Origin of the sequence: Salinibacterium hongtaonis (genome assembly GCF_003065485.1) — a bacterium.
GTDB lineage: Bacteria > Actinomycetota > Actinomycetes > Actinomycetales > Microbacteriaceae > Homoserinimonas > Homoserinimonas hongtaonis.
Genome location: NZ_CP026951.1, coordinates 2,129,516 through 2,152,602, shown reverse-complemented (window position 1 = coordinate 2,152,602; position 23,087 = coordinate 2,129,516). Strand labels below are relative to the sequence as shown.

Annotated in this window: 22 protein-coding genes and 1 tRNA gene; 11 read left to right on the top strand and 12 right to left on the bottom strand. The window is 65.1% G+C overall.

Annotation, left to right across the window (positions count from 1 at the left end):
• Positions 1 to 9 precede the first annotated feature (9 nt).
• Positions 10 to 1,299 (top strand): M18 family aminopeptidase, encoded by a 1,290-nt coding sequence (locus C2138_RS10350; RefSeq protein WP_108517620.1) that lies wholly within the window; start codon positions 10 to 12, stop codon positions 1,297 to 1,299.
• Positions 1,300 to 1,315: 16 nt separating this feature from the next.
• On the opposite strand, the gene mgrA is transcribed toward C2138_RS10350, so the two are convergent.
• The 3 genes from mgrA to C2138_RS10335 all read right to left on the bottom strand — a co-directional run bounded on the left by mgrA (position 1,316) and on the right by C2138_RS10335 (position 4,356).
• The gene (mgrA, locus tag C2138_RS10345) at positions 1,316 to 2,386 is read right to left on the bottom strand and encodes an L-glyceraldehyde 3-phosphate reductase (protein WP_108517618.1); all 1,071 of its coding nucleotides are present in this window, start codon (positions 2,384 to 2,386) and stop codon (positions 1,316 to 1,318) included.
• A 217-nt stretch (positions 2,387 to 2,603) separates the two neighbouring features.
• Positions 2,604 to 3,542 (bottom strand): aldo/keto reductase, encoded by a 939-nt coding sequence (locus C2138_RS10340; RefSeq protein WP_108517617.1) that lies wholly within the window; start codon positions 3,540 to 3,542, stop codon positions 2,604 to 2,606.
• 70 nt (positions 3,543 to 3,612) lie between these two features.
• Entirely contained in the window at positions 3,613 to 4,356 is a 744-nt protein-coding gene (locus tag C2138_RS10335) for a hypothetical protein (protein ID WP_108517615.1), read from the bottom strand.
• A gap of 116 nt (positions 4,357 to 4,472) precedes the next feature.
• Here C2138_RS10335 and C2138_RS10330 point away from each other — a divergent pair, with 116 nt between their 5' ends.
• A complete protein-coding gene (locus C2138_RS10330) occupies positions 4,473 to 5,300 on the top strand; it encodes a CPBP family glutamic-type intramembrane protease (RefSeq protein ID WP_108517613.1) in 828 nt (275 codons plus the stop codon).
• Positions 5,301 to 5,361: 61 nt separating this feature from the next.
• Here C2138_RS10330 and C2138_RS13660 read toward each other — a convergent pair whose 3' ends face one another.
• From C2138_RS13660 to C2138_RS10320, 3 genes are read right to left on the bottom strand one after another with little or no spacing between them, the layout of a single operon-like run.
• Positions 5,362 to 5,517 (bottom strand): hypothetical protein, encoded by a 156-nt coding sequence (locus C2138_RS13660; protein ID WP_159078203.1) that lies wholly within the window; start codon positions 5,515 to 5,517, stop codon positions 5,362 to 5,364.
• A gap of 48 nt (positions 5,518 to 5,565) precedes the next feature.
• Positions 5,566 to 5,832: a hypothetical protein gene (locus C2138_RS10325; RefSeq protein WP_108517611.1), complete on the bottom strand. Its 267-nt coding sequence runs from the start codon at positions 5,830 to 5,832 to the stop codon at positions 5,566 to 5,568.
• A 29-nt stretch (positions 5,833 to 5,861) separates the two neighbouring features.
• Entirely contained in the window at positions 5,862 to 7,358 is a 1,497-nt protein-coding gene (locus C2138_RS10320) for a DUF2510 domain-containing protein (RefSeq protein ID WP_108517610.1), read from the bottom strand.
• A gap of 164 nt (positions 7,359 to 7,522) precedes the next feature.
• Here C2138_RS10320 and C2138_RS10315 point away from each other — a divergent pair, with 164 nt between their 5' ends.
• Positions 7,523 to 8,971 (top strand): NCS2 family permease, encoded by a 1,449-nt coding sequence (locus C2138_RS10315; protein ID WP_233245482.1) that lies wholly within the window; start codon positions 7,523 to 7,525, stop codon positions 8,969 to 8,971.
• On the opposite strand, the gene C2138_RS10310 is transcribed toward C2138_RS10315, so the two are convergent.
• Positions 8,968 to 10,251 carry a hypothetical protein gene (locus tag C2138_RS10310; RefSeq protein WP_108517608.1) on the bottom strand — a complete coding sequence of 428 codons (1,284 nt, stop codon included), beginning with the start codon at positions 10,249 to 10,251 and terminating at the stop codon, positions 8,968 to 8,970. The two genes, C2138_RS10315 and C2138_RS10310, sit on opposite strands and share 4 nt — an antisense overlap.
• 214 nt (positions 10,252 to 10,465) lie before the next feature.
• Here C2138_RS10310 and C2138_RS10305 point away from each other — a divergent pair, with 214 nt between their 5' ends.
• Together C2138_RS10305 and C2138_RS10300 are read left to right on the top strand one after the other, a co-directional pair.
• Positions 10,466 to 14,227 carry a DEAD/DEAH box helicase gene (locus tag C2138_RS10305; RefSeq protein ID WP_108517606.1) on the top strand — a complete coding sequence of 1,254 codons (3,762 nt, stop codon included), beginning with the start codon at positions 10,466 to 10,468 and terminating at the stop codon, positions 14,225 to 14,227.
• Positions 14,224 to 14,448: a hypothetical protein gene (locus tag C2138_RS10300; RefSeq protein WP_159078202.1), complete on the top strand. Its 225-nt coding sequence runs from the start codon at positions 14,224 to 14,226 to the stop codon at positions 14,446 to 14,448. Before C2138_RS10305 ends, C2138_RS10300 begins: the two co-directional genes overlap by 4 nt.
• A gap of 38 nt (positions 14,449 to 14,486) precedes the next feature.
• Here C2138_RS10300 and mscL read toward each other — a convergent pair whose 3' ends face one another.
• The 3 genes from mscL to C2138_RS10285 form a co-directional block, all read right to left on the bottom strand.
• Positions 14,487 to 14,897 carry a large conductance mechanosensitive channel protein MscL gene (mscL, locus tag C2138_RS10295; protein WP_241961101.1) on the bottom strand — a complete coding sequence of 137 codons (411 nt, stop codon included), beginning with the start codon at positions 14,895 to 14,897 and terminating at the stop codon, positions 14,487 to 14,489.
• A gap of 103 nt (positions 14,898 to 15,000) precedes the next feature.
• Positions 15,001 to 15,297 (bottom strand): FmdB family zinc ribbon protein, encoded by a 297-nt coding sequence (locus tag C2138_RS10290; RefSeq protein WP_108517601.1) that lies wholly within the window; start codon positions 15,295 to 15,297, stop codon positions 15,001 to 15,003.
• A gap of 26 nt (positions 15,298 to 15,323) precedes the next feature.
• Positions 15,324 to 15,902: a 5-formyltetrahydrofolate cyclo-ligase gene (locus C2138_RS10285; protein ID WP_108517599.1), complete on the bottom strand. Its 579-nt coding sequence runs from the start codon at positions 15,900 to 15,902 to the stop codon at positions 15,324 to 15,326.
• A gap of 34 nt (positions 15,903 to 15,936) precedes the next feature.
• On the opposite strand from C2138_RS10285, the gene galU reads away from it, so the two are divergent.
• Complete coding sequence (gene galU, locus C2138_RS10280; protein WP_108517597.1) at positions 15,937 to 16,830, top strand: UTP--glucose-1-phosphate uridylyltransferase GalU; 894 nt, start codon at positions 15,937 to 15,939, stop codon at positions 16,828 to 16,830.
• A gap of 2 nt (positions 16,831 to 16,832) precedes the next feature.
• The gene (locus C2138_RS10275) at positions 16,833 to 17,477 is read left to right on the top strand and encodes a GNAT family N-acetyltransferase (protein ID WP_108517595.1); all 645 of its coding nucleotides are present in this window, start codon (positions 16,833 to 16,835) and stop codon (positions 17,475 to 17,477) included.
• Between the two features lie 133 nt (positions 17,478 to 17,610).
• Here C2138_RS10275 and C2138_RS10270 read toward each other — a convergent pair whose 3' ends face one another.
• The gene (locus C2138_RS10270) at positions 17,611 to 18,306 is read right to left on the bottom strand and encodes a hypothetical protein (protein WP_108517594.1); all 696 of its coding nucleotides are present in this window, start codon (positions 18,304 to 18,306) and stop codon (positions 17,611 to 17,613) included.
• A gap of 143 nt (positions 18,307 to 18,449) precedes the next feature.
• Between C2138_RS10270 and C2138_RS10265 the strand changes: the two genes are divergently transcribed.
• From C2138_RS10265 to C2138_RS10255, 3 genes are all read left to right on the top strand, one after another.
• The gene (locus C2138_RS10265; RefSeq protein ID WP_108517592.1) at positions 18,450 to 19,502 is read left to right on the top strand and encodes a hypothetical protein; all 1,053 of its coding nucleotides are present in this window, start codon (positions 18,450 to 18,452) and stop codon (positions 19,500 to 19,502) included.
• Between the two features lie 51 nt (positions 19,503 to 19,553).
• Positions 19,554 to 19,626: transfer RNA gene (locus C2138_RS10260), tRNA-Ala, on the top strand.
• Positions 19,627 to 19,878: 252 nt separating this feature from the next.
• Positions 19,879 to 20,268 carry an SHOCT domain-containing protein gene (locus C2138_RS10255; protein WP_108517591.1) on the top strand — a complete coding sequence of 130 codons (390 nt, stop codon included), beginning with the start codon at positions 19,879 to 19,881 and terminating at the stop codon, positions 20,266 to 20,268.
• Between the two features lie 36 nt (positions 20,269 to 20,304).
• On the opposite strand, the gene C2138_RS10250 is transcribed toward C2138_RS10255, so the two are convergent.
• Positions 20,305 to 22,365, bottom strand: a complete 2,061-nt coding sequence (locus C2138_RS10250; protein ID WP_159078201.1) for a sensor domain-containing diguanylate cyclase — start codon at positions 22,363 to 22,365, stop codon at positions 20,305 to 20,307.
• A 54-nt stretch (positions 22,366 to 22,419) separates the two neighbouring features.
• On the opposite strand from C2138_RS10250, the gene C2138_RS10245 reads away from it, so the two are divergent.
• A complete protein-coding gene (locus C2138_RS10245) occupies positions 22,420 to 23,079 on the top strand; it encodes an EAL domain-containing protein (RefSeq protein WP_108519066.1) in 660 nt (219 codons plus the stop codon).
• Positions 23,080 to 23,087 lie beyond the last annotated feature (8 nt).

The following is a 23,087-nucleotide window of genomic DNA, read 5'->3' as shown; positions in this document are numbered from 1 at the left end:
GATAGTGTCATGACGGATGCCGACGCCTACATCGAAGATTTCGCCCGATTTATTCAGGCCTCGCCGTCGAGCTACCACGCCGCAGCAGAGGTCGGACGCCGACTAGAGGCGGCCGGATTCGATCGCCTGAACGAGGCCGACGCCTGGGCTATGCCCAAGCCGAAGGGTCGCAAGCCGCGCCGCCAGTTCGTGATTCGCGATGGTGCTGTCGTGGCCTGGAATATTCCGGCAGGAGCATCCGGCCTCACCCCGTTCCGAATTCTCGGATCGCACACCGATTCGCCAGGGTTCAAGCTCAAGCCGAACGGTTCGATCAGCGCGCACGGGTGGCGGCAGGCATCCGTCGAGGTCTATGGCGGGCCGCTCCTGAACTCGTGGCTCGACCGGGAACTCGAACTTGCGGGCCGCATTGTCACGCGTGATGGACGAGAGGTTCTGGCCCGCACGGGGCCCTATCTGCGCATCCCGCAGCTGGCCATTCACCTCGATCGCGAGGCGAACGATGGCCTCAAGCTGGACCGGCAACAGCACACGCAGCCGATTTTCGGCACGGTGGGTGCTGGTGAGGACTCGATTCTTGCGGTCCTGGCCGACTCAGCCGGTGTGCGGGTCGACGACATTGCCGGGTTCGACATCCTCGCGGCCGACACCGCTGCGCCCGCTCGATTCGGTGCAGGGCGCTCGCTTTTTGCCGCGGGGCGACTCGATAATCTCACCTCGGTCTATGCGAGTCTCGTCGCACTGCTGCAGGCGAAGCCGGCCGCGGGCAGCATTAGCGTGCTTGCCGCGTTCGACCATGAGGAGCTGGGTTCGTCGTCGCGGTCGGGCGCAAACGGCCCGCTGCTCGAAGACGTTCTGACTCGCATTGGCTCGGGGCTCGGCGCCTCCAGCGACGATCGCCATCGTTCGTGGGCAGCGTCGTGGTGCGTTTCGGCGGATGCCGGGCACGCCGTTCACCCCAACTATCCCGATCGGCACGACCCGGCCAACCGCCCCGTCGCCGGCGGCGGAACCCTGCTCAAGCTCAATGCCAACCAGCGATACGCCTCCGACGCGCACGGATCAGCGCTCTGGCAGCGCCTCGCCGACGCGGCCGGCGCGCCAGTGCAGGTATTTGTGTCGAACAATACGGTGCCCTGCGGGTCGACAATTGGGCCGCTCACAGCAACCAGGCTCGGCATCCGCACGGTCGATGTGGGCGTTCCCCTTCTCTCAATGCACTCGGCTCGCGAGCTGTGCCATGTGGACGACGCGGTCGCCCTAGCCGACACGGTCACGGCGTTCTACGCCGGCAGCTAGGGCAACCGCACCGTGACTACAGGTCGCTCGACTTCGCCCAGAGGTTGACACCGGCGTCGACGGCGAAGGTGTCAATCGCGGCCAGCTCGTCGGCCGAGAATTCGAGGTTGTTGAGCGCATCGAGGTTTTCGTCCAGCTGAGCGACCGAAGAAACTCCGATGAGCGCTGAGGTGACCCCACCGGGCCGCAGGGTCCACGCGACCGCCATCTGTGCGAGCGTCTGACCGCGCTTCGCCGCAATGTTGTTGAGACCGCGGATGCGCGCCAGGTTCTCCTCCGAAAGAGAATCCTCCGAGAACGACGGGCGGTTGGTGGCCCGCTCGCCGGGGACATCGCCCAAGTACTTTGAGGTGAGCAGCCCCTGCGCGAGCGGCGTGAAGGCAATCGAGCCGAGCCCGGAGTCATCCAGAACCTCGAGCAGGCCGCCCTCCGCCCACCGGTTGAGCAGCGAGTAGGCAGGCTGATGGATGATCAGAGGGGTGCCGAGGGCGCGTGCCGCAGCAACCGCAGCCTGTGTGCGCTCCGGCGAGTACGACGAGATGCCCGCGTAGAGCGCCTTGCCCTGGCGCACAGCCGTGTCGAGGGCCCCGATGGTCTCCTCAATGGGCGTGTCGACATCCACCCGGTGTGAGTAGAAAATGTCGACGTAGTCGGTGTTAAGGCGCTTGAGTGACTCGTCGAGGCTGTTGAGCAGGTACTTGCGCGACCCGAAGTTGCCGTATGGGCCCGGCCAGTGCGGCCATCCTGCCTTGGTCGAGACGACCAGCTCGCTGCGGTACGGGGCGAAATCGGTGCGCAGCATGCGCCCGAAGTTCTCCTCTGCAGAGCCGTTGGGCGGGCCGTAGTTGTTCGCCAGGTCGAAGTGAGTGATCCCCCGGTCGAATGCCCTGCGCAGGATGTCGCGCTGCGTCTGGAAGGGGCGGTTGTCGCCAAAGTTGTACCAGAGGCCCAGCGAAATCGGCGGCAGCAAAAGCCCGCTCGCGCCAACCCGGCGGTAACCAAGATGGGTGTAGCGATCGGCAGCAGCTACGTATGGTGCGTGGGAGTCGGGGGTCGTTTCGTCGGAGAAACGAATCTCAGATGTCAAGGCGGCTTCCTTAGGAGTTTGTCGCTTGCCGAGCAGAGTCGGGGCTGATCCCGATAGACCAGTCGAACTGCGGGGCAGTGTGGTTGACAGACCAGTCTCCTACAGTTCGCAGCGCACCGCGCAAAAGCCGCTGAGGGGTCCCATATTCGCCTTGCCGGAGGCGACGGAAGGCGAATATGGGACCCCTCAGCAGAAAGGGAGCGGGCTTGAGCGCGAGCTATGCCGCTGCGGGCACCGCCGATGCCGCGTCGAGACGCTCCACGAGCGCGGGGTCAAGCTGAAGCTCGACCGATGCGAGCAGGCCCTCAAGCTGTTCGACCGAGCGTGCGCTGGCGATCGGCGCCGTAACGGACGGCTTCGACTGCAGCCATGCGAGGGCAACGGCGGTGGGGGTCGCGCCGACCTCATCGGCGACCTCGACGAGCGCGGCGATGGTAGAGAAAGCGTTTTCGGTTGCCAACGGCGCGAGCGTTCGACCACGCGCCGCACCCTCAACATCGGCGGCGCTGCGGTACTTGCCCGTGAGCATCCCAGCGGCGAGCGAGAAGTAGGTGAATACGCCGAGGCCGTGGCGCTCGGCTACGGGAGCGTAAGTCGTTTCGTAACCCCTGGCGAGCAGGTTGTAGTGGGGCTGGAGGGCGACGGGGGTGCTCAGGCCATTGGCTTTCGCGGCGGCAAACCACGCATCGATGCGCTCCGGTGAAAAGTTCGATACGCCAATGGAGTGAATCTTGCCCGCCTTGACCAGTGCGTCGAAGGCTGTGGCGATGTCTTCGATCGACTGGGTTTCATCGTCGAAGTGCGCGTAGTAGAGGTCGATGTAGTCGGTGCCGAGGCGGGCGAGCGAAGCGTCGGCGGCAGCGGCGATGTTTGCAGGGGAGAGCCCTGTGAACTCCGGATGCGTCGCAACCTTGCTGGCGATCGTCACGGTGTCGCGGTTGCCGCGGCTGGCGAGCCAGCTGCCGATGATTCTTTCGGAGTCCCCTCCGGTGTTTCCCGGCACCCAGGCGGAGTATCCGTCTGCGGTGTCGACGTGGTCTCCGCCTGCCGCAACGAAGGCGTCGAGCACGCGGTGCGACTCGGGCTCGTCGGCGGTCCAGCCGAAGACGTTGCCGCCGAGAACAAGGGGAAAGCTGTCAGAGAAGGGGTTGGTCATGCTCCATATTCTGTCAGCGCGCGCACAGCCATTCTCTCAACGGCCCAGCCATTCTCTAGTCGGCACAGCGCTACTCGCCAAAACCCGCCTTATCGACCCGGCGGTGAAAGCGCATGCCGACGATTCCGCCGAGCATGGCGCCTCCCAGCATCACGGTAAGCACGGCCACGACAGCGAGGATGCTCGCGAGGCTCAGCCCCCCGCTAGCGAGTATGACGCCGGGGAATGCCTCGATGCTCGCGGCAACGTCGAAGCCATCGCCCGTGAGGGAGGCGGCGGCTCCGACAGCGATGCTCACGGCGATGCTCCACACAAACACCATGGCGCCCTGCTGTGCACCGGCAAACCTGGCCATGCGGCCCGCGACATAGCCGCCGCAAAAATAGGATGCGGTCAGAGCAATAACGAGCATGGCCGTTGCCGTGGCCGACACGCCAGCATCGCCCGCCGTGAACCCTCCTGCCCCGTCAAGGCCGAGCGACGCACCGAGCATTGAGAGGATGCCGGCAGCGAAGCCGACGAGGATTACCCCTGTGCCGACGGCGGTGAGCCAGCCGAAGAATGCGGAGCCGATCTTGACTCCTCCGAACGCCCGTTCCTCGCGCTCAAGCACCTCGCGACGCAACTGGGAAGAGGCCAGGCGATCTGAGCGCTCTGGACGCGGCGGGCGGATCGGCGGCAGCGAGAGGTCCTGGTCAATGTAATCGGGCACGACAAGGTCAGGCGACAAGGAGAGCGGGGGAGAAACCGGCTGCGAGGGATTCTCTCGCGGTGGCACGGCGGTGCGCCTCCGCGCGTCTTCTGATGTCGTCATCGCCATCTCCTTGCCCGAGTCAACCCCCGTGCGGTACTCCCAGGTCTACGCCGATGGGGTGCGCCGAGCAATCAGCGGGCGGTCAGGATGCGCGCTCACCGCGCTAAAGTCGAACAGTGAGCAAGTTCGAGCGAGCCATCGCCCCCATCGCAATTTTCACCATCGTCACCGGGGTTGTCTCCGTCGTGCTCGACATCGTTCAAGACCTGAGCGGGTTCGCGCACGGATACATTTCTCTCGCCGCATGCGGCCCAGCGGTCGGCGCGCTGGCCGCCTGGGCTGTGGCCGGAGCGCGATCAGACAAGCGCGCCAGCTTTCGCGAGCTGCTGCCCGCCGCAGTCTCGACCCGTCAGGTCGTTGCCCATCTCATCTTGGGCGTTGCCGCATCCGCTGTGTTCTTCGGGCTGATGCTGGGGGCTCTGGCCATCCTCGGCGTGCCCGCGCTGTGGCCGGCGGATGTTGCCGGGGTCCCGATCGCGGTGGCCCTGCTCGGCTTGCTGGTCGGCGCCCTCCTCCAGGAGATCGGATGGCGAGGTTTCTTGCAGCCCCTTCTGGAGCTCACCGGCAGCCGCTTTCTCGCCACCGTGATCGTCGGAGCGGTGTGGGGTTTCTGGACCGTGCAGCTCTTTCCCATGGCCAACAACTTTGTCGCCGTCGCCTCGGTCTTTGTCGGCACGATCGCGCTCTCGGTGCTTCTCGGATACTTCGGCAATGGGTCGGTGACGCAGCGGGTGCTCGCCGCGACCGTTGTTCACTGGCTCGTCGCATCGGTGCTTCTTCTGCTCGTCGGGGCGGGCTTCGCTCCTGTCAGCGCATTCAGCGGTCTAGCGTTCATGGCGGCCATCGTGGTGACGGCTGTCGTGTTCATGGCCCTGTTCGTCACGGCTCAGCGCAAGCGGGCCCGCAGGGCAGCAGCAGCAGCCAGCGAGGCGTCGGCCGAGTAAGCCGTGCCGCGCGGCACTCGCTAGGCGGTACCGTCACGAGGTCGTGCCGTGGGAGGCGTGCTTACGCCAGCCTGTCGTCGTCCAGAGGGGCGTCCGGGTCCTCTTCCGCTTCGATGCGTTCGTCGGGATCGATCGTCGGTGGCACGGGCGCTTCCGGCTCGTCAGAGAGATCTTCTTCTCGCTCGTCTTCGAGGTTGGGCTCATATTCGCGTGACATGCGTGCTCCCGTCGTGATGGCTTAGTGCCGTGAGGCGTCGGTGTCGTGCTATTCCATATCGCGGGCCGTCGTGACCCGGTTGCCCTCGATGAGTGCTTCGGGGTTGGCCTCTGCGGGCTCGACGTGAGGGATCTCTACGACGCCGAACTCCGCCGCTGCCGATTCGGCGCTGGTGGGTCGGGCGGTCTCTGATCCGGGAGAGAGAGCTCCGAGCGGCGCCTCGGCGCGGAGGTGTTTGTCGTGCTCATGGTTGATCATGCGCACCACGATAGGAGCGGAATCTGCGGGCTGCCCGAGAGCAGCGCGCGCGTTCACGGGATACAGGCGTGGTCGCGCGCAGCGGCTTAGCGCCCTGCCCAGTCCTTGGCGGTTTCGCGCAGTGGCTCGAGGGTGTCGATCACATAGGACGGCAGGATCTCGGGCATGAGCGCTGCGGCCGCGAGGATGCTCACGAGAAGAGCAGCGTTGATCGCCCATACGATCAGCGGCGCTGAGCCCGCCCCGAGAGTGCGACGCAACATGAGCGTGCGCAGCACGAGATACACAGGAGCGGTGAGAAGCGCCCATGCTGGGCTTGGCGGATGCGCATGGCCGAAGTCACGCAGCCGTGCAGCATCCTGCTGGGCAAAGAGAAGCCCCACAAGCCAGGGGAGCGCGAGCACACCGATCGCGGGCAGCGACCAGGGGGCAAAGAGCGAGAGCGTGACAAAAAGCGCAAGCCCCCACAGCCACGGAGTGAGCGTAAGAAGCCAAACGGATGCGGTGCTCCAGCGCTCAGGAATGCGGTTGTTGAGCTCGGCGACGCGGCCGTTGCCCACGGGCGACCAGGATGCCTCCCCGCGGCGATCGCCGGGCCCGGCCCAAATGTCGTCGTCGGCGACGGCAACCGACGCACGAGAAGTGGGTGCGCCGGATGATGCGACAGGGCCGGTACCGCCATCGCGCAGCCGCCGTCGGGACATGAGGGTCGACTCGATGGAGTCGTCGAGTGCTGTGGTGTCGAGGGCCGTGCTGTCGGGGGCCTGCGCGTGCTGGGCCTGCTGCGCCTGAACCTGCTGCGCCTGAACCTGCTGGGCTTGCGCTGTGGCGGCGGCGAGCGACTCCGCCAGGTGAGCTTGCGCGCGCGCGTGTGCGGCGTCGGCCTGCGCGGCGAGCGCGAAGTGAGCTGCCTCACGGTCGCGTTGCGCCTGGTCGGCGAGCTGGGCTGCCCACTCCGCTTCAAGGCGTGCGGCAGCGCTTTTGACGGCCTCGGAGCGCGAGTCGGTGGCCGAAACGGGAGGAGCGGCTGCCACGGGAAGCGATGAGATCGGATCAGTGTCGCTCGCGGTGGTCGGAGCAAATGGCGATCGCTCGGGGGCCGGGTCGTCGACCCCTTCGTCATCGTTCGCGTCGTCGAGAGGGAGGGATCCCAGAATCGAGAGGGCATCCGCGTACTGGGGCGTGTAGTGACCGACCGGCTGAGCTGCTGCGGACTGAGCGCCGTTCTGCATCGCGGGCCAGGGAATAGTGGGCGCGACGCTCAAGGTAGGTTCGGCGGTCGGCTCGACGCGTTGTGCAACGTAGTTCGGCACCTGGGTGACAAACTGTTGGGCCGGCTGAGTGAAGCGTTCTGCCTGCACCTGCGTGTGCGCGGCTGCCGCTTGAGTCTGATCGTCCGATGCTTGCAGGGCGAATCGCTGTTGCACGCGGGGAGCCGGGGCAACCGCAGCGGCGGGCTCTACTCCAGGCAGGGGGGCAACGCTCTCGGTCCAGGCAAGACCGTTCCACCATCGCAGGTGACGACGCGTAATGGGGTCGACATACCAGCCTGCAGGTGCAGCACTATTCTGTGGTTCCGTCATTGGGCACTCCCGCCGTTCGATCCAATCTGCCGGGCAACGGGGGGACTGCGGGCACTCCCAGGCGGGAGGGATCGGGTTGCGCCAGCCTAGCTCATCTTGTCCACCTTTCGGGGGACAAATTTTAAGAACAACGACACTAGCCGGTGACCGTTAGATTTGTCGGTGTGACTTCGACAAAAACGACTCCCTCTCCCGCGCGGCGGCGCCTTGATTCGTTCTTTCAGATCAGCGAACGCGGCTCGACGATCTCTCGGGAGGTGCGCGGAGGCCTCGTAACGTTCATGACGATGGCCTACATCGTCATCTTGAACCCGCTCATTTTGGGTGGCACGGATGACGTTGCGGGCAACGCGCTCGAGGTTGCCCAGCTTGCCGCCGTGACGGGGCTAACTGCCGGAGTCATGACGATCCTCTTCGGAATGGTGGCAAATCTTCCATTCGGCCTGGCTGCGGGCCTCGGGATCAACTCCTTCCTGGCCGTCAGTGTCGTAGGTCAGGTGACCTGGCCCGAGGCGATGGGACTGGTCGTTATCAACGGCCTCATCATCGTGCTGCTGTCGGCGACAAAGCTTCGCGAAATGATCTTCAAGGCGGTGCCTGCCCAGCTCAAGACGGCGATCACGGTCGGCATCGGGTTCTTCATCGCCTTCATCGGTCTTGTGGATGCCGGGTTTGTGCGCGCGAGCGGGTCGGCCTCGCCGCCCGTGCAATTGGGTGACGATGGCTCGGTCGCCACCCTGCCCACGCTCGTGTTTGTGATCGGCCTGCTGTTCATGGGCGTGCTCATGGCGCGCAAGGTCAAGGGCGCGTTGCTCATCGGCATCCTGGGCACCACCGTCATCGCCATCATCGTCGAGGCCATTTTCAAGGTGGGCCCGTCGTTCACCAAGGATGGCCCGAATCCGGCCGGCTGGAACCTCAACGTTCCTACCCTTCCCGAGTCGATTGTGTCGCTGCCCGACCTGTCCCTCGTCGGTGCTTTCTCCTTCGGAGCCTTCGAGCGCATCGGAGCGCTCGCGGCGCTCATGCTCGTCTTCACCCTTGTGTTCACCAACTTCTTCGATGCGGTCGGCACCCTCACGGGGCTTACCAAAGAGGCTGGTCTTCAGGATGACAAGGGCAACTTTCCCCGCCTCAAGTCCGCGCTGCTTATCGAGGGTGTCGGTGCGGTTGCCGGTGGGGCAACGTCGTCGTCGTCGAACACGATCTATATCGACTCCGCCGCTGGCGTGGGGGAGGGGGCACGCACGGGTCTTGCCAATGTGGTGACCGGTGTTCTGTTCTTGCTCGCTATGTTCTTCACGCCTCTCACCCAGGTGGTTCCGCTGGAGGTCGCTGGCGCTGCGCTGGTCGTCGTTGGCGTCCTCATGGTGTCGCAGATCAGGTTCATCGATTGGACAGAGTTCTCCATTGGCCTTCCCGTGTTCCTCACGGTCACGATCATGCCGCTGACCTACTCGATCGCCAACGGAATCGGCGCCGGGTTCATCGCCTGGGTCGTCGTGCGGTCGCTTTCGGGCAAGGCGCGCGAGATCTCGCCGCTGCTGTGGATCGTGGCCCTCGGCTTCTTGATCTACTTTGCGCGCGGGCCCCTTGAGGCACTGATCGGTTAGTGCATCACGTCGTAGCGGGCGAGGGCGTCTGCATCGCGCGCATAGGTGCCCGCGCTCCTAGCGGTGTCGAGGGCAATCACGGGGTCTGCCTCAGCCTGCGCGACGGCGAGCAGGCGCTCCGCCTCGGCGAGCCGCGTGCGTGCCTCTCGCCCGATGCCGCCTCGACGGGTGTCGATAAAATCGCGCGTCGCGGTGACCTGGCTTCGTGCGGCGACAAGAGCGCCCGTATACGCCTCGCGGGCCTGGTCGAGCCTGCGCTGCTGATTGCGGGCTCCGGCGAGGGCCGAGTCGAGGCGTGAATTCGCCTCCCGCAGCCTGTCGAGCGCCGCTACCGGGTCACGGGGGTCCGCCTGCCCCAGCGATGTTTCTGCCATCGTGATGGCGTCGATTACGGATGCTGCGGCAGCCGCATCCGTCGCCGTGTCTCGCACCGTCTTGGCCTCGGCGATGGCGGCCTTCGTCGATTCGGCGAGAGAGTCGAGGGCTGCGGTTGCCGCGGCGAGCTGCCCGGCAAGGGTGTCGATTGCGTCATAGAGGTGGAGTGAGCGACGGACCTGTTCCTCGCCGTCACGCAGCGCACTCAGGGTCGCGGCTGCGGCGGTGGTCGACGGTGAGGTGCTCGCCGCCGCCGCCGTCTCCAGCGCGGCAGTGGCGAGCCGACGCGCCTCGACGGCGCGGGTGCGGTTATCGACGACGCTCGCGATAGCGGCGGCGGAATACGCGCTCTCAAGCTCGACCAGCACGGTGGCCGCCCGAGAATCACGGGCGGCTGCTGTATCGATCGTCGTCCGCAGTGCTGCGAGGTTTTCGGGAACGCGTCGGTCGAGTTCCCGGAGCTTTTCGAAAGCTTTGAGCTCGGCGTTGAGTCGCGCCATCGTCGACTCGCACAGGTGGGCGATGCGAGAGGTCCATTCTCTGCGCTGCGTCGTGGTGTCGGGAACGTGATCGTCGAGCTTCTGCTGCAGCTCGAACGCCTCCATAATCTGACGGCGGGATTCGCTGAGCGTTCGGGAGAGCGACGCGGTCGACTCAGTGCCGAACTGCGCGAGGGCAAAGTCGAGCTCGTCCTGGGCGTCGCGCACCGCATCGTCGGCCCGAACGAGGAGGATGTTGGCTCGCTGAGCGGCAGCCTCGAGAGGGTCTGCACCAGTGCGGGGCGAGGTGAGCGCAGCGGCTCGGTTTCTGCGGAACAGCAGGCCGAAGCCCACGCCGAGGAGCACGCCGACGATGACGAGCACGGTGACGATGGCCGTTCCTGCGGCGCTCGCCAGTTCACCCATTCTGTTTTCTCCCTGGTCTCGGCCACTGCTCGCGCAATGTTGTTCCACTGTATGGGGAGCACGCTGAGCTTTGCGCGGGACTCAGCGGGGGAGCGAACCGGCAGACTCGGCGGGGACCCCGCCGGGCAACGCTCGCGGCGTTCACGAGAGCGAACGCCAAGAAATCGGCGCTGCCTACCGGAATATTGTGGGTTGCGCGCTTAAGGTTGGGCCTGTGTGGCCAGCTAATAGACAACCTGAAGACGACGCTGCCGTTGATGACGGCGAGATCACCGTGGCGCGCGTCGAGCCGCAGGTGACCGCGCCCCACGCGCTCTCCCTCGGGGATCCGCGCTATACGGCAGCGAACATTGCCGAGCCGACCTGGCAGGGATGGCGAGAGCAGCTGGCGGCGATCGGCGGCCCGTCACCGCTCCTCCACTTCGTTGACGAGCGTCGCACCCGCATCGAACTGAGCACGACGCATCCCGGCGGCCTGGCCCAGTTCATCACCGGTCAGAAGACGCTTCTCTCGAGCCTTATCCGCGATGACCTCGCTCTGCGTGCGGCCAGGGTTGCCGCGGGCGAAATCGCCTCGAAGGGCCTTGAGCTCACGACCTCCCGCGGAATCGACGCCGTGCACCTGGGCATCGGCATCGCCGAGTGGACCCATGAGGGCATCGAATACCGCGCCCCCGTGTTGCTGCGACCGCTCGCGATTCGCCGATACGGCCGCGACTACGAGATGAAGCTCCTCGGCGCCCCGTTCCTCAACCCCGATCTTGCCCGCGCGCTCGAAGAGCAGCACGGGGTCACGCTGGATGCCGACGCTTTTGTGGCGCTCGCCGAGCACGATGGCACATTCAAGCCCAACACCGTTATCGACCGCCTTCGCGGCCTGACCTCACACCTTCAGTGGTTCAACGTGCAGCCGCGCCTCGTCGTCTCGTCATTTGCCTCAGTAGGCGACCGCATGGTTGCCGATGCGGCCCAGCTGGAACATCCCATCCTCGACGCGCTGGCGGGCAACCCCGGAGCCAAGTGGACCGTGGGCGAAAGCTACGCGCCCGTCGACCCCCAGCATCCGGATGATCGGGCACCAGAGACCGACACGCTGCTGCTCGACGCCGACAGCGAGCAGGAGGGAGTTGTGGCGCAGATCGCGGCCGGCAACTCCATCGTCGTCAAGACCCTGCCCGGCACAGGCAGCACGCAAACCATCGTCAACGCCATCGGATGTTTGGTGGGTCAGAACAAGCGGGTGCTCGTCGTGAGCCCCCGCCGATCGAGCCTCAAGGGCATCGCCCACCGCCTGGGGGAGATCGGGCTGCAGGGAGTCGCGGTTTCACCCGCGAGCCTGCGCGGCGACGTCATCCGCGGCATCTCTCGCAACGAGAAGGCGCGTCCCCCTCAGCTGGCCGAGGTCGACGACGCACTCGTTCGTCTGCGCAAGGTGCTTCTCGATTACCGCATCGCGATCGCTCGACGCGACCCCGCGATCGGTGTTTCTGTGCTCGACTGCCTCACCGAGCTTTCACGCCTCGCCCTGCTTCCGCAGTCGCCGTCGACAACGGCTCGACTCTCGCGCACGTCGGTCGAGCGCCTCATCGACAACCGCAGCGCGGCCGCCGATGCCATGGTCCAGGCCGCCCGCCTGGGAGAGTTCCGCTACGGGCCCGGCGATTCGCCCTGGTACGGAGCCTCATTCGCCTCAAGCGAGCAGGCCACGGTTGCCCACGCCCTAGCGAAGCGTCTCTCGAACGACGACGTGCCCCGCCTGCTGGAGCGCGCAACAGAGCTCGTGGGGTCCACCCCGATGCGGCCGTTCGAGACGATCGCAGAGCTGGGCACCTACCTTCGACTGCTCACCGACATCCGCGACACACTGGACAAGTTCCAGCCCGTCGTCTTCGACCGGTCGCTCAGTGAACTCATCGCCGCGACAGCCGCGCGCAAGGACTCGCCCGAAATGTCGGGCGCAAACCGTCGACGGCTCAAGAAGCTCGCCAAGGAGTATCTGCGGCCCGGCGTCTCCGTCAACGATATGCACGAAAGCCTGGTTCGCATCCAGCAGCAGCGTTTGCTTTGGCAGCGGTTCGTCGCGGCGGGTGCGCCGCCTCGTGTGCCTGCGGGCATTGCCTCTGCCCAGGTTCTGCACCAGCAGGTCGAACAAGACCTGGCCACTCTCGATCGCCCGCTCGGCACAACCTCAGCCGCCGAGCAGCTCGTCAACCTGCCGATTCCGCAGCTTCTTGCCAAGCTGGCCGGCCTTGCGGCGGAGTCGGATGCTCTGGCGAACCTGCAAGAGCGCGCCCAGCTCCGCACGACCCTCCACGACCTGCAGCTCGACCCGCTGCTCGCCGACCTGTCGCTGAGGCATGTGCCAGACACCGAGGTTGCCGCAGAGCTTGAGCTTGCATGGTGGCGCTCCGCGCTCGAGTCATTGCTCGATGCCGACCGTGCCTTGCTCGGGGCCAATACGAGCGTGCTCGACCGGCTTGAGGCCGACTTCCGACTCGTGGACGAAGCCCATGCCTCTGGCAGCGCGCAGCTGCTCTCGTGGCAGCTCGCGGAGAACTGGAGCATCGGCCTCGTCGACTGGCCAGAAGAGGCGGCAAGCCTCAAGCGCATCCTTCGCCGCGACAGCATCACCTCGAGGCAGTTGCAGTCGGCAGCGCCCCACCTCTCACGAACGATCGCCCCCGTTTGGCTCGCCTCGCCGTATGAGGTTGACCTCATTACCGACTCGATGCCGTTCGATACCGTGATTCTCGTTGATGCTGGCGCAACGACACTCGCCGAGACCGTTGGCGCGATTCGCCGGGCCAAGCAAACCGTGGCCTTTGGCGACCCCGTCACCCAGACTCCCTCGTCGTTCCGCATTGGTCTGGCTGACGAGTTCGCCGACCGCGACGACGCCGATGCAGCCGATGGCGACCTCGACGAGACTCACGCCGACTCCGCCCTCGCACGCCTGGGCACCCTGCTGCCGACCCTCGCTCTCACGCGCAGCTATCGCGCCGGGGGAGAAGACCTCGCAGAACTGGTCAACCGCCGGTTCTATGCCGGCAAGATCGAATCCCTTCCCTGGGCCGGCAGCTTCCTCGGCCACGGCAGCCTGCGCATCGATCATGTGAAGGACGGCAGCGGCCTCCCCGACGAGACCTCGGGCGCTGTCGAAAGCGTGGATGCCGAGGTCGAGCGGGTCATCGAACTCGTCATCGAGCACGCCAAGACGCGTCCGCACGAATCGCTCATGGTCATCTCGGCGAGCGAGAAGCACGCCGTACGGGTAGAGCAGGCGATTCTCGCCGCGCTGCCGGGTCGCACAGAGCTGAGCGAGTTCGTGCTTAGCGACAGGGCAGAAGCCTTTAGCGTGTCGACCATTGAACACGCCGTTGCCCAGAGCCGCGACCGCGTGATTTTCTCGGTCGGCTACGGTCGCACCCCTCATGGTCGCGTGCTGAGCGATTTCGGAGCGCTCGGGCGCCCGGGAGGAGAGCGGATGCTCGCGGTCGCCATGACCCGCGCCCGCCGCGGCATGATCATCGTCACCTGCTTCGAGCCGTCAGACATCGACGACACCCGCATGGAGCGCGGAGCCGTCGCCCTGGCGGAGATCTTGGCCGATGCATCCGCCCGCACCCGGAGCGAGCCGCTGCCGGACGACAGCGACCCCATGCTCGTCGATTTGGCGAAGCGGTTGGAGAAGCGCGGGCTGCGCGTGGCGCTTGGCCACCGCGGCAAGCTTGGCCTGGTCACGTCGTTCGAGGGCAAATGCCTCACGATCGAAACCGATACGGTGCTGCAGAATTCGAGCCTTCGGGAGTCGTTGCGCCTGCGACCTGAGCTGTTGCGCCGCCTCGGCTGGCACTATATGCGAGTGCACGCCTTCGAACTCTTCAATAACCCGGATGCTGTGGCCGACCGCGTCGTCGCCATGCTCGGTGCGGGCCGAGGCCCGGTGACCGAACCGATCCCGATCGTGTCAGCGTGATGGTTTCTCCGACCGGCGACAACGGTGCCGCAAGCCCCGCGGGCGCGGACGACGAAGCAGCGCGCACCGACGAGGCAGGGCGTCCTCGGCGACGTAACCGGCGAGTGCGCACCGAGCCTGTGCCCGGCACCGACCCGAACCCGACACCGGAGCCCAGCCGACACGGCGAGGGCGAGAACGACGAACAACTCAAGCGGGATGTTCCGCCGCACTGGGGCTAGCCTGCGGGTCTGCGTCCGCGCGGAGATTCGGCGGCCGACTACTCGGCGTCGACCGTGACCTGCGCGCGCTTCTGCTCGGAGAGCAGGTCGCGAATCTCGGCGAGCAGGTCGAGCTCCGACGCAGGAGCATCCGGCTCCTCAATGCCAGCCTTGCGCTTCTCTTCGGCCTTCTTGCGCATGTAGTTGACCGGCGTCACGAGCACGAAGTACACCACGGCGGCCACCAGCAAGAACTGGATCGCGGCGGCGATGACCGCCCCGAACATGAGCTGGGCGGGCTCGCCGCTGGTGGTGGGAATCTCGAGGATCAGTGCGGACTTAAGGTCTTCTGCATCGAAGAGTGCCCCAATGGCGGGGTTGAAGATTCCCTCGACGAGCGCGTTGACGATCGCGGTGAATGCAGCGCCGATGACCACGGCGACAGCCAGGTCGATGACGTTGCCGCGCATGATGAACTCTTTGAAGCCTTTTATCAACGCGATACTCCTATCGGTTCTGAGATTCATAGGTGATACGTCGTTCAGAGAAACGATGCTGCTGTTGCTAAAAGGATCAGGACGCGGAGGGCGTACTCGCCGCCGCGGGGGCCGCTGGCGCTGCGGCCGGAGCCGATGGCGAAGCACCGGATGTCGATGAGTTCGACCCGGCGCTCACCGAGCTGGTCGACGCAGAGCGGGAGTCGGTGCGGTAGAAGCCGGAGCCGTTAAAGGTGACGCCGATGCTGTTGAAGACCTTGCGCAGGTCGGCCTGGTTGCAGCTGGGACACACCGTGAGAGTGTCGTCGGTGAACGACTGGTACTGATCGAAGGCGTGGCCACAGGCCGCGCAGCGGTAAGAATAGGTAGGCACGAGAATCCTTGATGTTTCGGTTGCGTCTAGAGATCGATGATGCCGCTCGGGGTAACAACACCGTCCACGGGCTTGTCGTGAACCTCTGTCGGCACGGAGTCGACCAACTCATTGTCGAATACCACAGCATAAACCGGCGGGCACTGTTCCATTGACCCGAGCATCCTGTCGTAGTAGCCACGGCCCCAGCCCATGCGGATGCCGCTGCGGTCGACGGATGCCGCCGGCACCACGATGAGATCGACATCGTTGATGGCGATCGGGCCGAGAACCTCGCCGACCGCCTCCGGAACTCCGAACTGGCCCTCGCGCTCGGTCTCGCCGTCGCCAAGAACCCAGTCTAGCAAGCCGTCATCCCGTGAAACTGGCAGCAGCACACGGATGCCAGCCTCATGCGCAGCGTTAAGCCACGGACGGATATTCGGCTCATCCGGCGTCGAAAGGTAAGCCGCGAGGTAGCGGGCGTCGAAGCGTGTGACGAGCTCGGAGAGGTGCGCCGTAAGTAGTTCGGTCGCCTTCTCCCTTTCGCTACTCGTCATGATTCGTCGTCTCTCCCGCAACTCGGCGCGCAGCGCTCGTTTGCGGTTGGCCAGATCATCGGGCATGTACGACATCCTAGGGAAAGGTACTGTGACAGGCATGGCGTTTACCATCACGAAAGCAGTCATTCCCGCAGCAGGCCTTGGAACTCGATTCTTGCCCGCCACGAAGGCGATGCCAAAAGAGATGCTCCCGGTCGTTGACAAGCCAGCGATTCAATACGTTGTCGAGGAGGCCGTAGCGGCCGGACTCACCGACGTTCTCATGATCACGGGTCGCAACAAGAACGCCCTGGAGAACCACTTCGACCACGTCGGCGAACTTGAGGCCACGCTGGAGAAGAAGGGCGACACCGAGCGTCTGCGTCAGGTCAACTTCTCCACCGATCTTGCCGACATGCACTACGTGCGTCAGGGCAACCCGCTCGGCCTCGGCCACGCCGTGCTTCGCGCCAAGATGCACGTGGGCAACGAACCGTTCGCGGTGCTGCTCGGCGACGACATCATCGACCAGCGCGATGTGCTGCTCTCTCGCATGATCGAGGAGCAGGTGAGACGAGGAGCCAGTGTTGTTGCCCTGCTCGAGGTCGATCCGGCCCAGACCCATATGTATGGAATCGCCACCGTCGAGCCAACCGAGACCGAGGATGTCGTTCGCATCACTGGCCTCGTCGAAAAGCCGGCCCAGGGAGAGGCGCCATCCAACCTCGCCATCATCGGTCGCTACGTGCTCACCCCCGAGGTGTTCCGCGTGCTGGAGAACACCAAGCCCGGCAAGGGCGGGGAGATCCAGCTGACGGATGCTCTGCAGACCATGGCCGATGCCCCAGAGGCAACCGGCGGAGTGTTCGGCGTCGTGTTCCGCGGGCGCCGCTACGACACGGGAGACCGCGTCGACTACATCAAGGCGATCGTGCAGCTCGCGGTTGACCGTGAAGACCTCGGGCCGGAGCTTCGCCCGTGGCTCAAAGAGTTCGCCGACAAACTCGACTGATCATGGTCACTGCTGTGCCAACTCTCAGCGATGGGGCGGTCACCATCCGCCCCATCCGAGTGCGCGATGCAAAGGTTCTCGAGCGCGAACTGCTCGACAACCGAGACTGGTTGACCCGGTGGGAGGCGACCAGCCCCTATGGGCCGGTCTCTCTGGATACTCGCTACAGCATCCGCAATCTGTTGGCGCACTCCCGCGGAGGCCACGGCATGCCCTATGCGATCGAGTACGACGGCGAATTCGCCGGGCAGCTCAACGTGTCGGGCATCACCTATGGGTCGCTGTCGTCGGCCACCCTCGGGTACTGGGTCTCTCAGCGCTTCGCGGGTAAGGGAGCAACCCCCACCGCGGTTGCCCTCGCGACGGACCACTGCTTCTTTCAGATGGGCCTGCACCGCATGGAGATCTGCATCCGTCCCGAGAATGCGGCCTCGTTGCGCGTCGTGGAGAAGCTCGGGTTTCGGTACGAGGGGCTTCGTCGGCGATACATCCACATCGACGGGGACTGGCGCGACCACTTCTGCTTCGCGCTCGTCGCAGAAGAGGTTCGCAGCGGCGTGCTGAACCGCTGGCGCGACGGTCGCGTGCCCGCCGCCAACGCGGTCATCCCCGAGGCTGACTGGCGCGCGTCGGGCGTGCGCCGCTAGCTCGCACTGGCTTGCCTGCCGAGGGGTGCGAAATGCGCCTTCCCGGGCGCCCGGAGCACGCATTTCGCACCCCTCGCGCGGAGGCGTGAGGGGGTCAACCGTCAGCGGGGACGGCAGCGGATGCTCGCGGCCGCTAGAGCCCCACGAACGGAATCGAGACGGTCATCGCGGCAGCGGCAACGAACACGACCGTCGCAATCGCGGTGAGGCCAATCTGGGCTCGGCGTCCCTTGACGACCGCAGCGACACCGAGAAGGAACAGCGAGATCGCCATGAGCACGGTGTTGAGGGTGAGGCGGTCGCTGAGGCTGTTGTAGGTGTCGCCCTCTGCGATGAGCTTTTCGGCCTTCTCCTGTGACTCCGAGTATGGGCTGAACAGAGTGTTCATGTAGTCCTCGTTGTCGAACGGGGCCGTGTAGACCGCGGGGTCCGCCTCGTTCTCATCCGCAGCCCACGTGATGGCGCCGTCGAGGCCTTCGCTCACCGACTGAAAGTACATAACGTCGTACTTGTCGCTTGCCGACTGGGCGATCGCGGCATCCGCGCTCTCGGCGTCGATCGAGAGTTGCGTGAGCGTAGACCACAGCTGAACGTCCTGGATGTAAGTCTGGTTGGCCTCGAGGTAGAGAGACTCCGCCTCGGTGCCGGCGGCCTGGCCCTTGGTGTACGCGCCCGCCATCTGGCTGTCGTAAAGCGCCGCTTGAAACGAGGCATAGGCGGTTACGGTCGAGACGACGCCGAGGAGGATCACGATGATCAGCTCCATGTTGCCGAAGTAGTCGGAGAGGCGGCGCTGGGGTGTTGCAGCTTCGGGTGCGGAGGAGGTCACGGGATTCCTTGGTATATCGGTTTGGGAAACACCCATAGTACTGAGTGCGAAGCCTGGGAAGGCACCCCGCATCGAGGGGTCAACCGCAAGACACACCCCCGATAATGGGCCGCCAAACCGCCACCCGCTCGTAGCGTTGGCTCATGGGATTCGAGGGGCTCAGCTCAAGCGTCGTGATTGCGATCGCCGCCGTGCTCTGGCTCGTCTATCTCGTGCCGACCTGGTTTCGTCGCCGCGAGTACCTCTCCACCGAGCGCAACGCGGTTCGCCTTCAGCAAACCCTGCGCATTCTGGCCGAAACGGCCGAAGTTCCCGATGAGATTCGGGTCGAGAATTCGACAAGAAGCGTCGCAGAGCGAGAAAAGTTTATGCACCGAGAAATGCAGCGCACCCGCGCAATCGAAAGTGCCCAAAGAGCAGCGGATGCTCGCGCGGCAGCCCGCACGCTGGCCGAGACGCGTCCGGCGATTGCCGCCCAGGTGGCGCGGAGCTCGCTGGCATCCCGAAGGCTGCGACGATCGCGGCTGATCACAACCCTGGTGCTCGTCGCCTCCATCATCGGATTGGTATTCGGCGTTGCCCAGGTTGCTGCCGGTGCCGGAGTTGCCATGGTGATCGGCTCCGCGGTCGTGGCGCTGGGCGCTGGTGTGCTCCTGCGGCAGCTCGCTGCGGTCTCTACTGCACGCGCGCAGCTCGCCGCAGAGGTGCAGGCAGCACCTCGAGTGTCGACTCCCGTCGCCGACTTCTGGCAGCAGCCCGCAGAGGCCCAGGTTCGCCAGTCGGAGGGCTGGGTGCCAACGCAACTGCCCAAGCCGCTGTACCTTTCGCGCCCCGAGGCGCCCGCTGTGCCTCGCGTGAGCTTCTCTGAAGCGGCCGCACGCCTGGCGCGCCCCGTTGGGGACCGGGCAGAGGCCGGGGCAACCTCAGCTGCCGAGCGCCCTGCGGCGCCGCAACTCGATGCTGCCGCCCAACTGCGCGACGCATCCGAACGCTCCGAGAACGCCCTGCGCGAAGCCCAGCAGCAGACCGCCAGGATCACCCCTCGGATCGAGGATGCGGATGCCGCACGCTCGGCATCCAAGACCCCCGCGGTTTCTGCAGTCCCCAGCCGCTTCGCCCAGATGGGCGTGATCGGCGAGGTCGAGCTTGCACCCACCGACCTCGATGAGGCGCTTCGCCGCCGCCGCGCCGTCTGATTATTCGTGTGCAAAGGCGGCCCGCGCGAGGTGTTATCGTAGTTACCGCACGGGCCCTTGGCGCAGTTGGTAGCGCGCCTCGTTCGCATCGAGGAGGTCAGGAGTTCGAATCTCCTAGGGTCCACACTTCGCGTCGTGCAACGCAACAGAAACGCCGTCCGGCTTATGCCGGGCGGCGTTTTTGTTGTCCTCCCGGTGGCCCTCTTCTTTGCTGAGGGGCGCCGAATGCGTCTTCGCGGGCATCCTGAACACGCATTTCGCGCCCCTCAGCGAAGGGCGCAGGCCCCGGTGATTCCGTCATCCCCGGAGGGTGAGGTCAGGCTCCGGCGTGCTGCTTAGGCTCTGAATCGATTCGAGCGCTGGCGAAAGGACTGTCATGAACTTCTGGAACAGCTTCTGGGACATCATTTGGTGGTTCCTGTGGGTCTTCGTGTTCGTTGCTTACCTCTTCGCGCTTGTGGCGATCTTTGCCGACCTCTTTAGGGATCGAAAACTCAGCGGTTGGGGGAAGGCGGTGTGGGTCATCTTTTTGGTTGTCGTGCCTTTTCTCACCGCGCTCGTCTATCTCATCGCCCGGGGCAGTGGCATGGCGGAGCGCACCGCAGAGGCCGAGCAGCAGGCCAAATCAGCGACGGATGCCTATATCAAGCAGGTAGCTAGCTCCAACCCCGCCGCAGAGATTGCTAGAGCCAAAGAACTGTTGGACGCGGGAACAATCACTCCGGACGAGTATGAGTCGCTCAAGGCGCGGGCACTGGCGCATTAGCCCTCGCCTGGCGAGCCACCCGGCCGTTCGCGCGTACTAGAGCGGCGCATCCTTCATCGTGGCTTTGGCCTCATACATGGCGCGGTCGGCGCGGTCGAGCATTCCAGCGGCATCAACGCCCAGTTCGAGTTGGCCGATTCCGATAGCGGCTCGCACCGGCAGAGGAATATCGAACACATTAAAGGGTTGCTCGAACGCCTGGCGAACGCGCTCGGCTACGGCTTCGTCCTCGCCAAGCATGGTGTCTTCACAGAGCACCACGAACTCGTCGCCAGCCAAACGGGCAACCGTGTCAGTTTCTCTCACAACCTCGGTGAGTCGGCGCGCGGTTTCGACAAGGATTGCATCCCCTGCACGGTGTCCGAAGCGGTCGTTGACCTCTTTGAAGTCGTTGAGGTCGATGAAGAGCACGACGCAGTGGTGGCCCCGACTTGCGCGGGCGAGCGCGGAGTTCAGACGATCAAGCAGGAGTCGACGGTTGGGCAGCCCCGTCAGGCTGTCGACGAGCGCCTGCTGGGCGAGATCCGCCTGAACTCTGCGAAGAAGCCTGTCGTCGATCTCACGCGCCAGCTCCTCGGCAACCTCGCGGTCGGTCGCGGACCATGGGCGCGAGGCATCCGTAATTGAGTCGGTCCTGGGCGAGAGGTCGCGGGAGGCGGTCGCCGCAGAATCGAGACTCTCGGCGGCGAGCGAGCCGAACCAGCGAACGGTCTGGTCCACGGGGCGGCGTACCCAGCACAGGTAGTCGCCCTGCGAACCGATCGAGACCGCGAGCAGCCCTGCGACCTCCGGTGCAGCCTCGGCGAGCTTAGGGTGCACCTCGCTCACCCTGTTGGTGAGGAGTGCGCCATGGCGACTCAGGGTTTGCAGCCACACATTAACGGTGTCGTGGATCGCTTGCGCCTCTGCGAGGGTGAGGTGGCCGAGGGTACGAAGTTTGCCGCGGACGTTGATGATGCCGGCTTCGGCGTGGATAAGTTCGAGCCCGCCGACCGTGTCGATTCCTGTTCGGGCTGCGTCGCTGAGCGCGTCAAGGATGCTGCCGTCACCGATGCGCTCAGTGAGCTGGTGCACGATTGCCACGATGTTGGCGCGGCGGTGAAGCTCGGCATTGCGCGCGAGGGTCGCGACTCGGTCGAGCAGAAGGCGCGCATAGATTTCGATGCTGGCGCGGGTGAGAGGGTCTACCGTGCGCGCCTCCCGGGAGTGAGAGACCATCATGTAGGCGACACCGGCATTGCTTGGCAGGTGCAGCGTGAGGGTGGCCGCATTTCCCATGCTTCGCATGAACTCCAGATGCCGGTGTGCAGGGTTGCGCAGCGGTGAGAGGCTCAGATTCCACGGTGTTCCGGTGCGGTCCGAGCGCGGTACCACGATCGACGGCATCGCTTCGGCGTCGCGAACGAGAGTCGACCGAACCCTGCCGGTCGCTGCCCTCGCTTCTCGGGGAATGTCGGATGCGGCAAAGTGCAGGCCGACAAACTGGTCGAAGCCGTCGACCACTGACTCGGCGACGATCTCGCCGTGCCCAGCCTCGTGGAACTCGATGGCGATAGTGCGGTCGAACCCGATGCGTCTGCGCACCGTGTCGCATCCCAGGGCCCACAGCTCGCGGACGTCGGCGACGTCGTCTAGTGCCATTGCTGCCTCGGCAAGCCAGATCGTGCCATCGGGTGTAGCTTCACCCGGCCCAGGTTCGAGGCTTAACACCGTCTGGCCCTGCATGAACGTGGCGGTGGAATACCACGTCGTGCCGTGAAAGTCGGTGACCAGCTGGGGACTGCTGTGGCTGAGCGATCCGGAGCGACTGGGCGCATAGCCTGGAACAAAATCATCGAGCGGTCGATCGAGCACCTCGTCCGGCCGCAGGCCCCACAGGGACTCGCACGAGTCGGAGACGGCGATGACCGTTGCAGACGAGGGTGACGCCGAGATACCCAGCATGATGCCGCTGGCCTGCACGGTGCCGGGGCTCGTTTGCGGCTCGGGCGAGCGCAGTTGAAGCCGCTGTGAATCGTCAGTCGAGAAGGGGATGCCCACCTGGCGTCCTTTCCCGGGAACAGCGGCGAATCCGTTAGGGTTCAGGGTAGTGGACATCCGGCCAAGGCCAGGGGATGTGACCCAAAAGCCACTGCAAGAAAGGCGCAACACATGGTTGGACATCATGTTGTATTCCAACCCATCGTGCGCATCGTCGACTGGCAAGTGGTGGGCTACGAAGCCCTCGCGCGCTTTGACGATGGGCGCTCTCCTCTCGCGCACCTCGCCGACGCGCGAGCAAAGGGCACGCTCGTGGACTTGGAACTCGAACTCATCAGCAGCGCCGTCGAGTCATGTAAATCGCTCAAGTCGGATGCCCTCATCACGATGAACTCAAGCGCTGAGACGCTCGTTGACGAGCGTCTCCCCGCAGTGCTCTCCGAGCGCACCCACGAGTGGGGCATCGAGCTTTCAGAGATGTCGGCCGTGAGCTTCTATGAGGGCCTACGCCAGACCGTGCGCTCGCTCGGGGTCGCGCTATTGCTCGACGACGCTGGGGCCCGGCATTCGGATATTGAACGAGTGCACAATTCGAATCCGTCGATCGTGAAGGTCGACAAGTCGGTTCTCCAGGCGGCGGTCGACACGGTGCCTGATATGGCGGGGCTGCTGATGTTCTGCGAGGCAGCCCACTCTGTGAACGCGATCGCCCTCGCCGAGGGCGTAGAGACTCCCGCGCAGGCGAGACTGCTCCAGGACATTGGATACGAGCTGGGGCAGGGGTACCTGTATGGCTACCCCGCGCTTGCGGAGGAATGGGTCGGCCGCTAAAGCCGCAA

Excerpts from the sequence above, each read along its gene's own strand:
- C2138_RS10350 (WP_108517620.1), top strand. The coding sequence starts at position 10 with ATGACGGATGCCGACGCCTACATCGAAGATTTCGCCCGATTTATTCAG.
- C2138_RS10340 (WP_108517617.1), bottom strand. The coding sequence starts at position 3,542 with ATGACCAACCCCTTCTCTGACAGCTTTCCCCTTGTTCTCGGCGGCAAC.
- C2138_RS10335 (WP_108517615.1), bottom strand. The coding sequence starts at position 4,356 with ATGACGACATCAGAAGACGCGCGGAGGCGCACCGCCGTGCCACCGCGA.
- C2138_RS13660 (WP_159078203.1), bottom strand. The coding sequence starts at position 5,517 with ATGTCACGCGAATATGAGCCCAACCTCGAAGACGAGCGAGAAGAAGAT.
- C2138_RS10320 (WP_108517610.1), bottom strand. The coding sequence starts at position 7,358 with ATGACGGAACCACAGAATAGTGCTGCACCTGCAGGCTGGTATGTCGAC.
- C2138_RS10310 (WP_108517608.1), bottom strand. The coding sequence starts at position 10,251 with ATGGGTGAACTGGCGAGCGCCGCAGGAACGGCCATCGTCACCGTGCTC.
- mscL (WP_241961101.1), bottom strand. The coding sequence starts at position 14,897 with ATGCGCGGCAACGTCATCGACCTGGCTGTCGCCGTGGTCATCGGCGCT.
- C2138_RS10285 (WP_108517599.1), bottom strand. The coding sequence starts at position 15,902 with ATGCCCGATGATCTGGCCAACCGCAAACGAGCGCTGCGCGCCGAGTTG.
- galU (WP_108517597.1), top strand. The coding sequence starts at position 15,937 with ATGGCGTTTACCATCACGAAAGCAGTCATTCCCGCAGCAGGCCTTGGA.
- C2138_RS10275 (WP_108517595.1), top strand. The coding sequence starts at position 16,833 with ATGGTCACTGCTGTGCCAACTCTCAGCGATGGGGCGGTCACCATCCGC.
- C2138_RS10265 (WP_108517592.1), top strand. The coding sequence starts at position 18,450 with ATGGGATTCGAGGGGCTCAGCTCAAGCGTCGTGATTGCGATCGCCGCC.
- C2138_RS10255 (WP_108517591.1), top strand. The coding sequence starts at position 19,879 with ATGAACTTCTGGAACAGCTTCTGGGACATCATTTGGTGGTTCCTGTGG.
- C2138_RS10250 (WP_159078201.1), bottom strand. The coding sequence starts at position 22,365 with ATGTCCACTACCCTGAACCCTAACGGATTCGCCGCTGTTCCCGGGAAA.
- C2138_RS10245 (WP_108519066.1), top strand. The coding sequence starts at position 22,420 with ATGGTTGGACATCATGTTGTATTCCAACCCATCGTGCGCATCGTCGAC.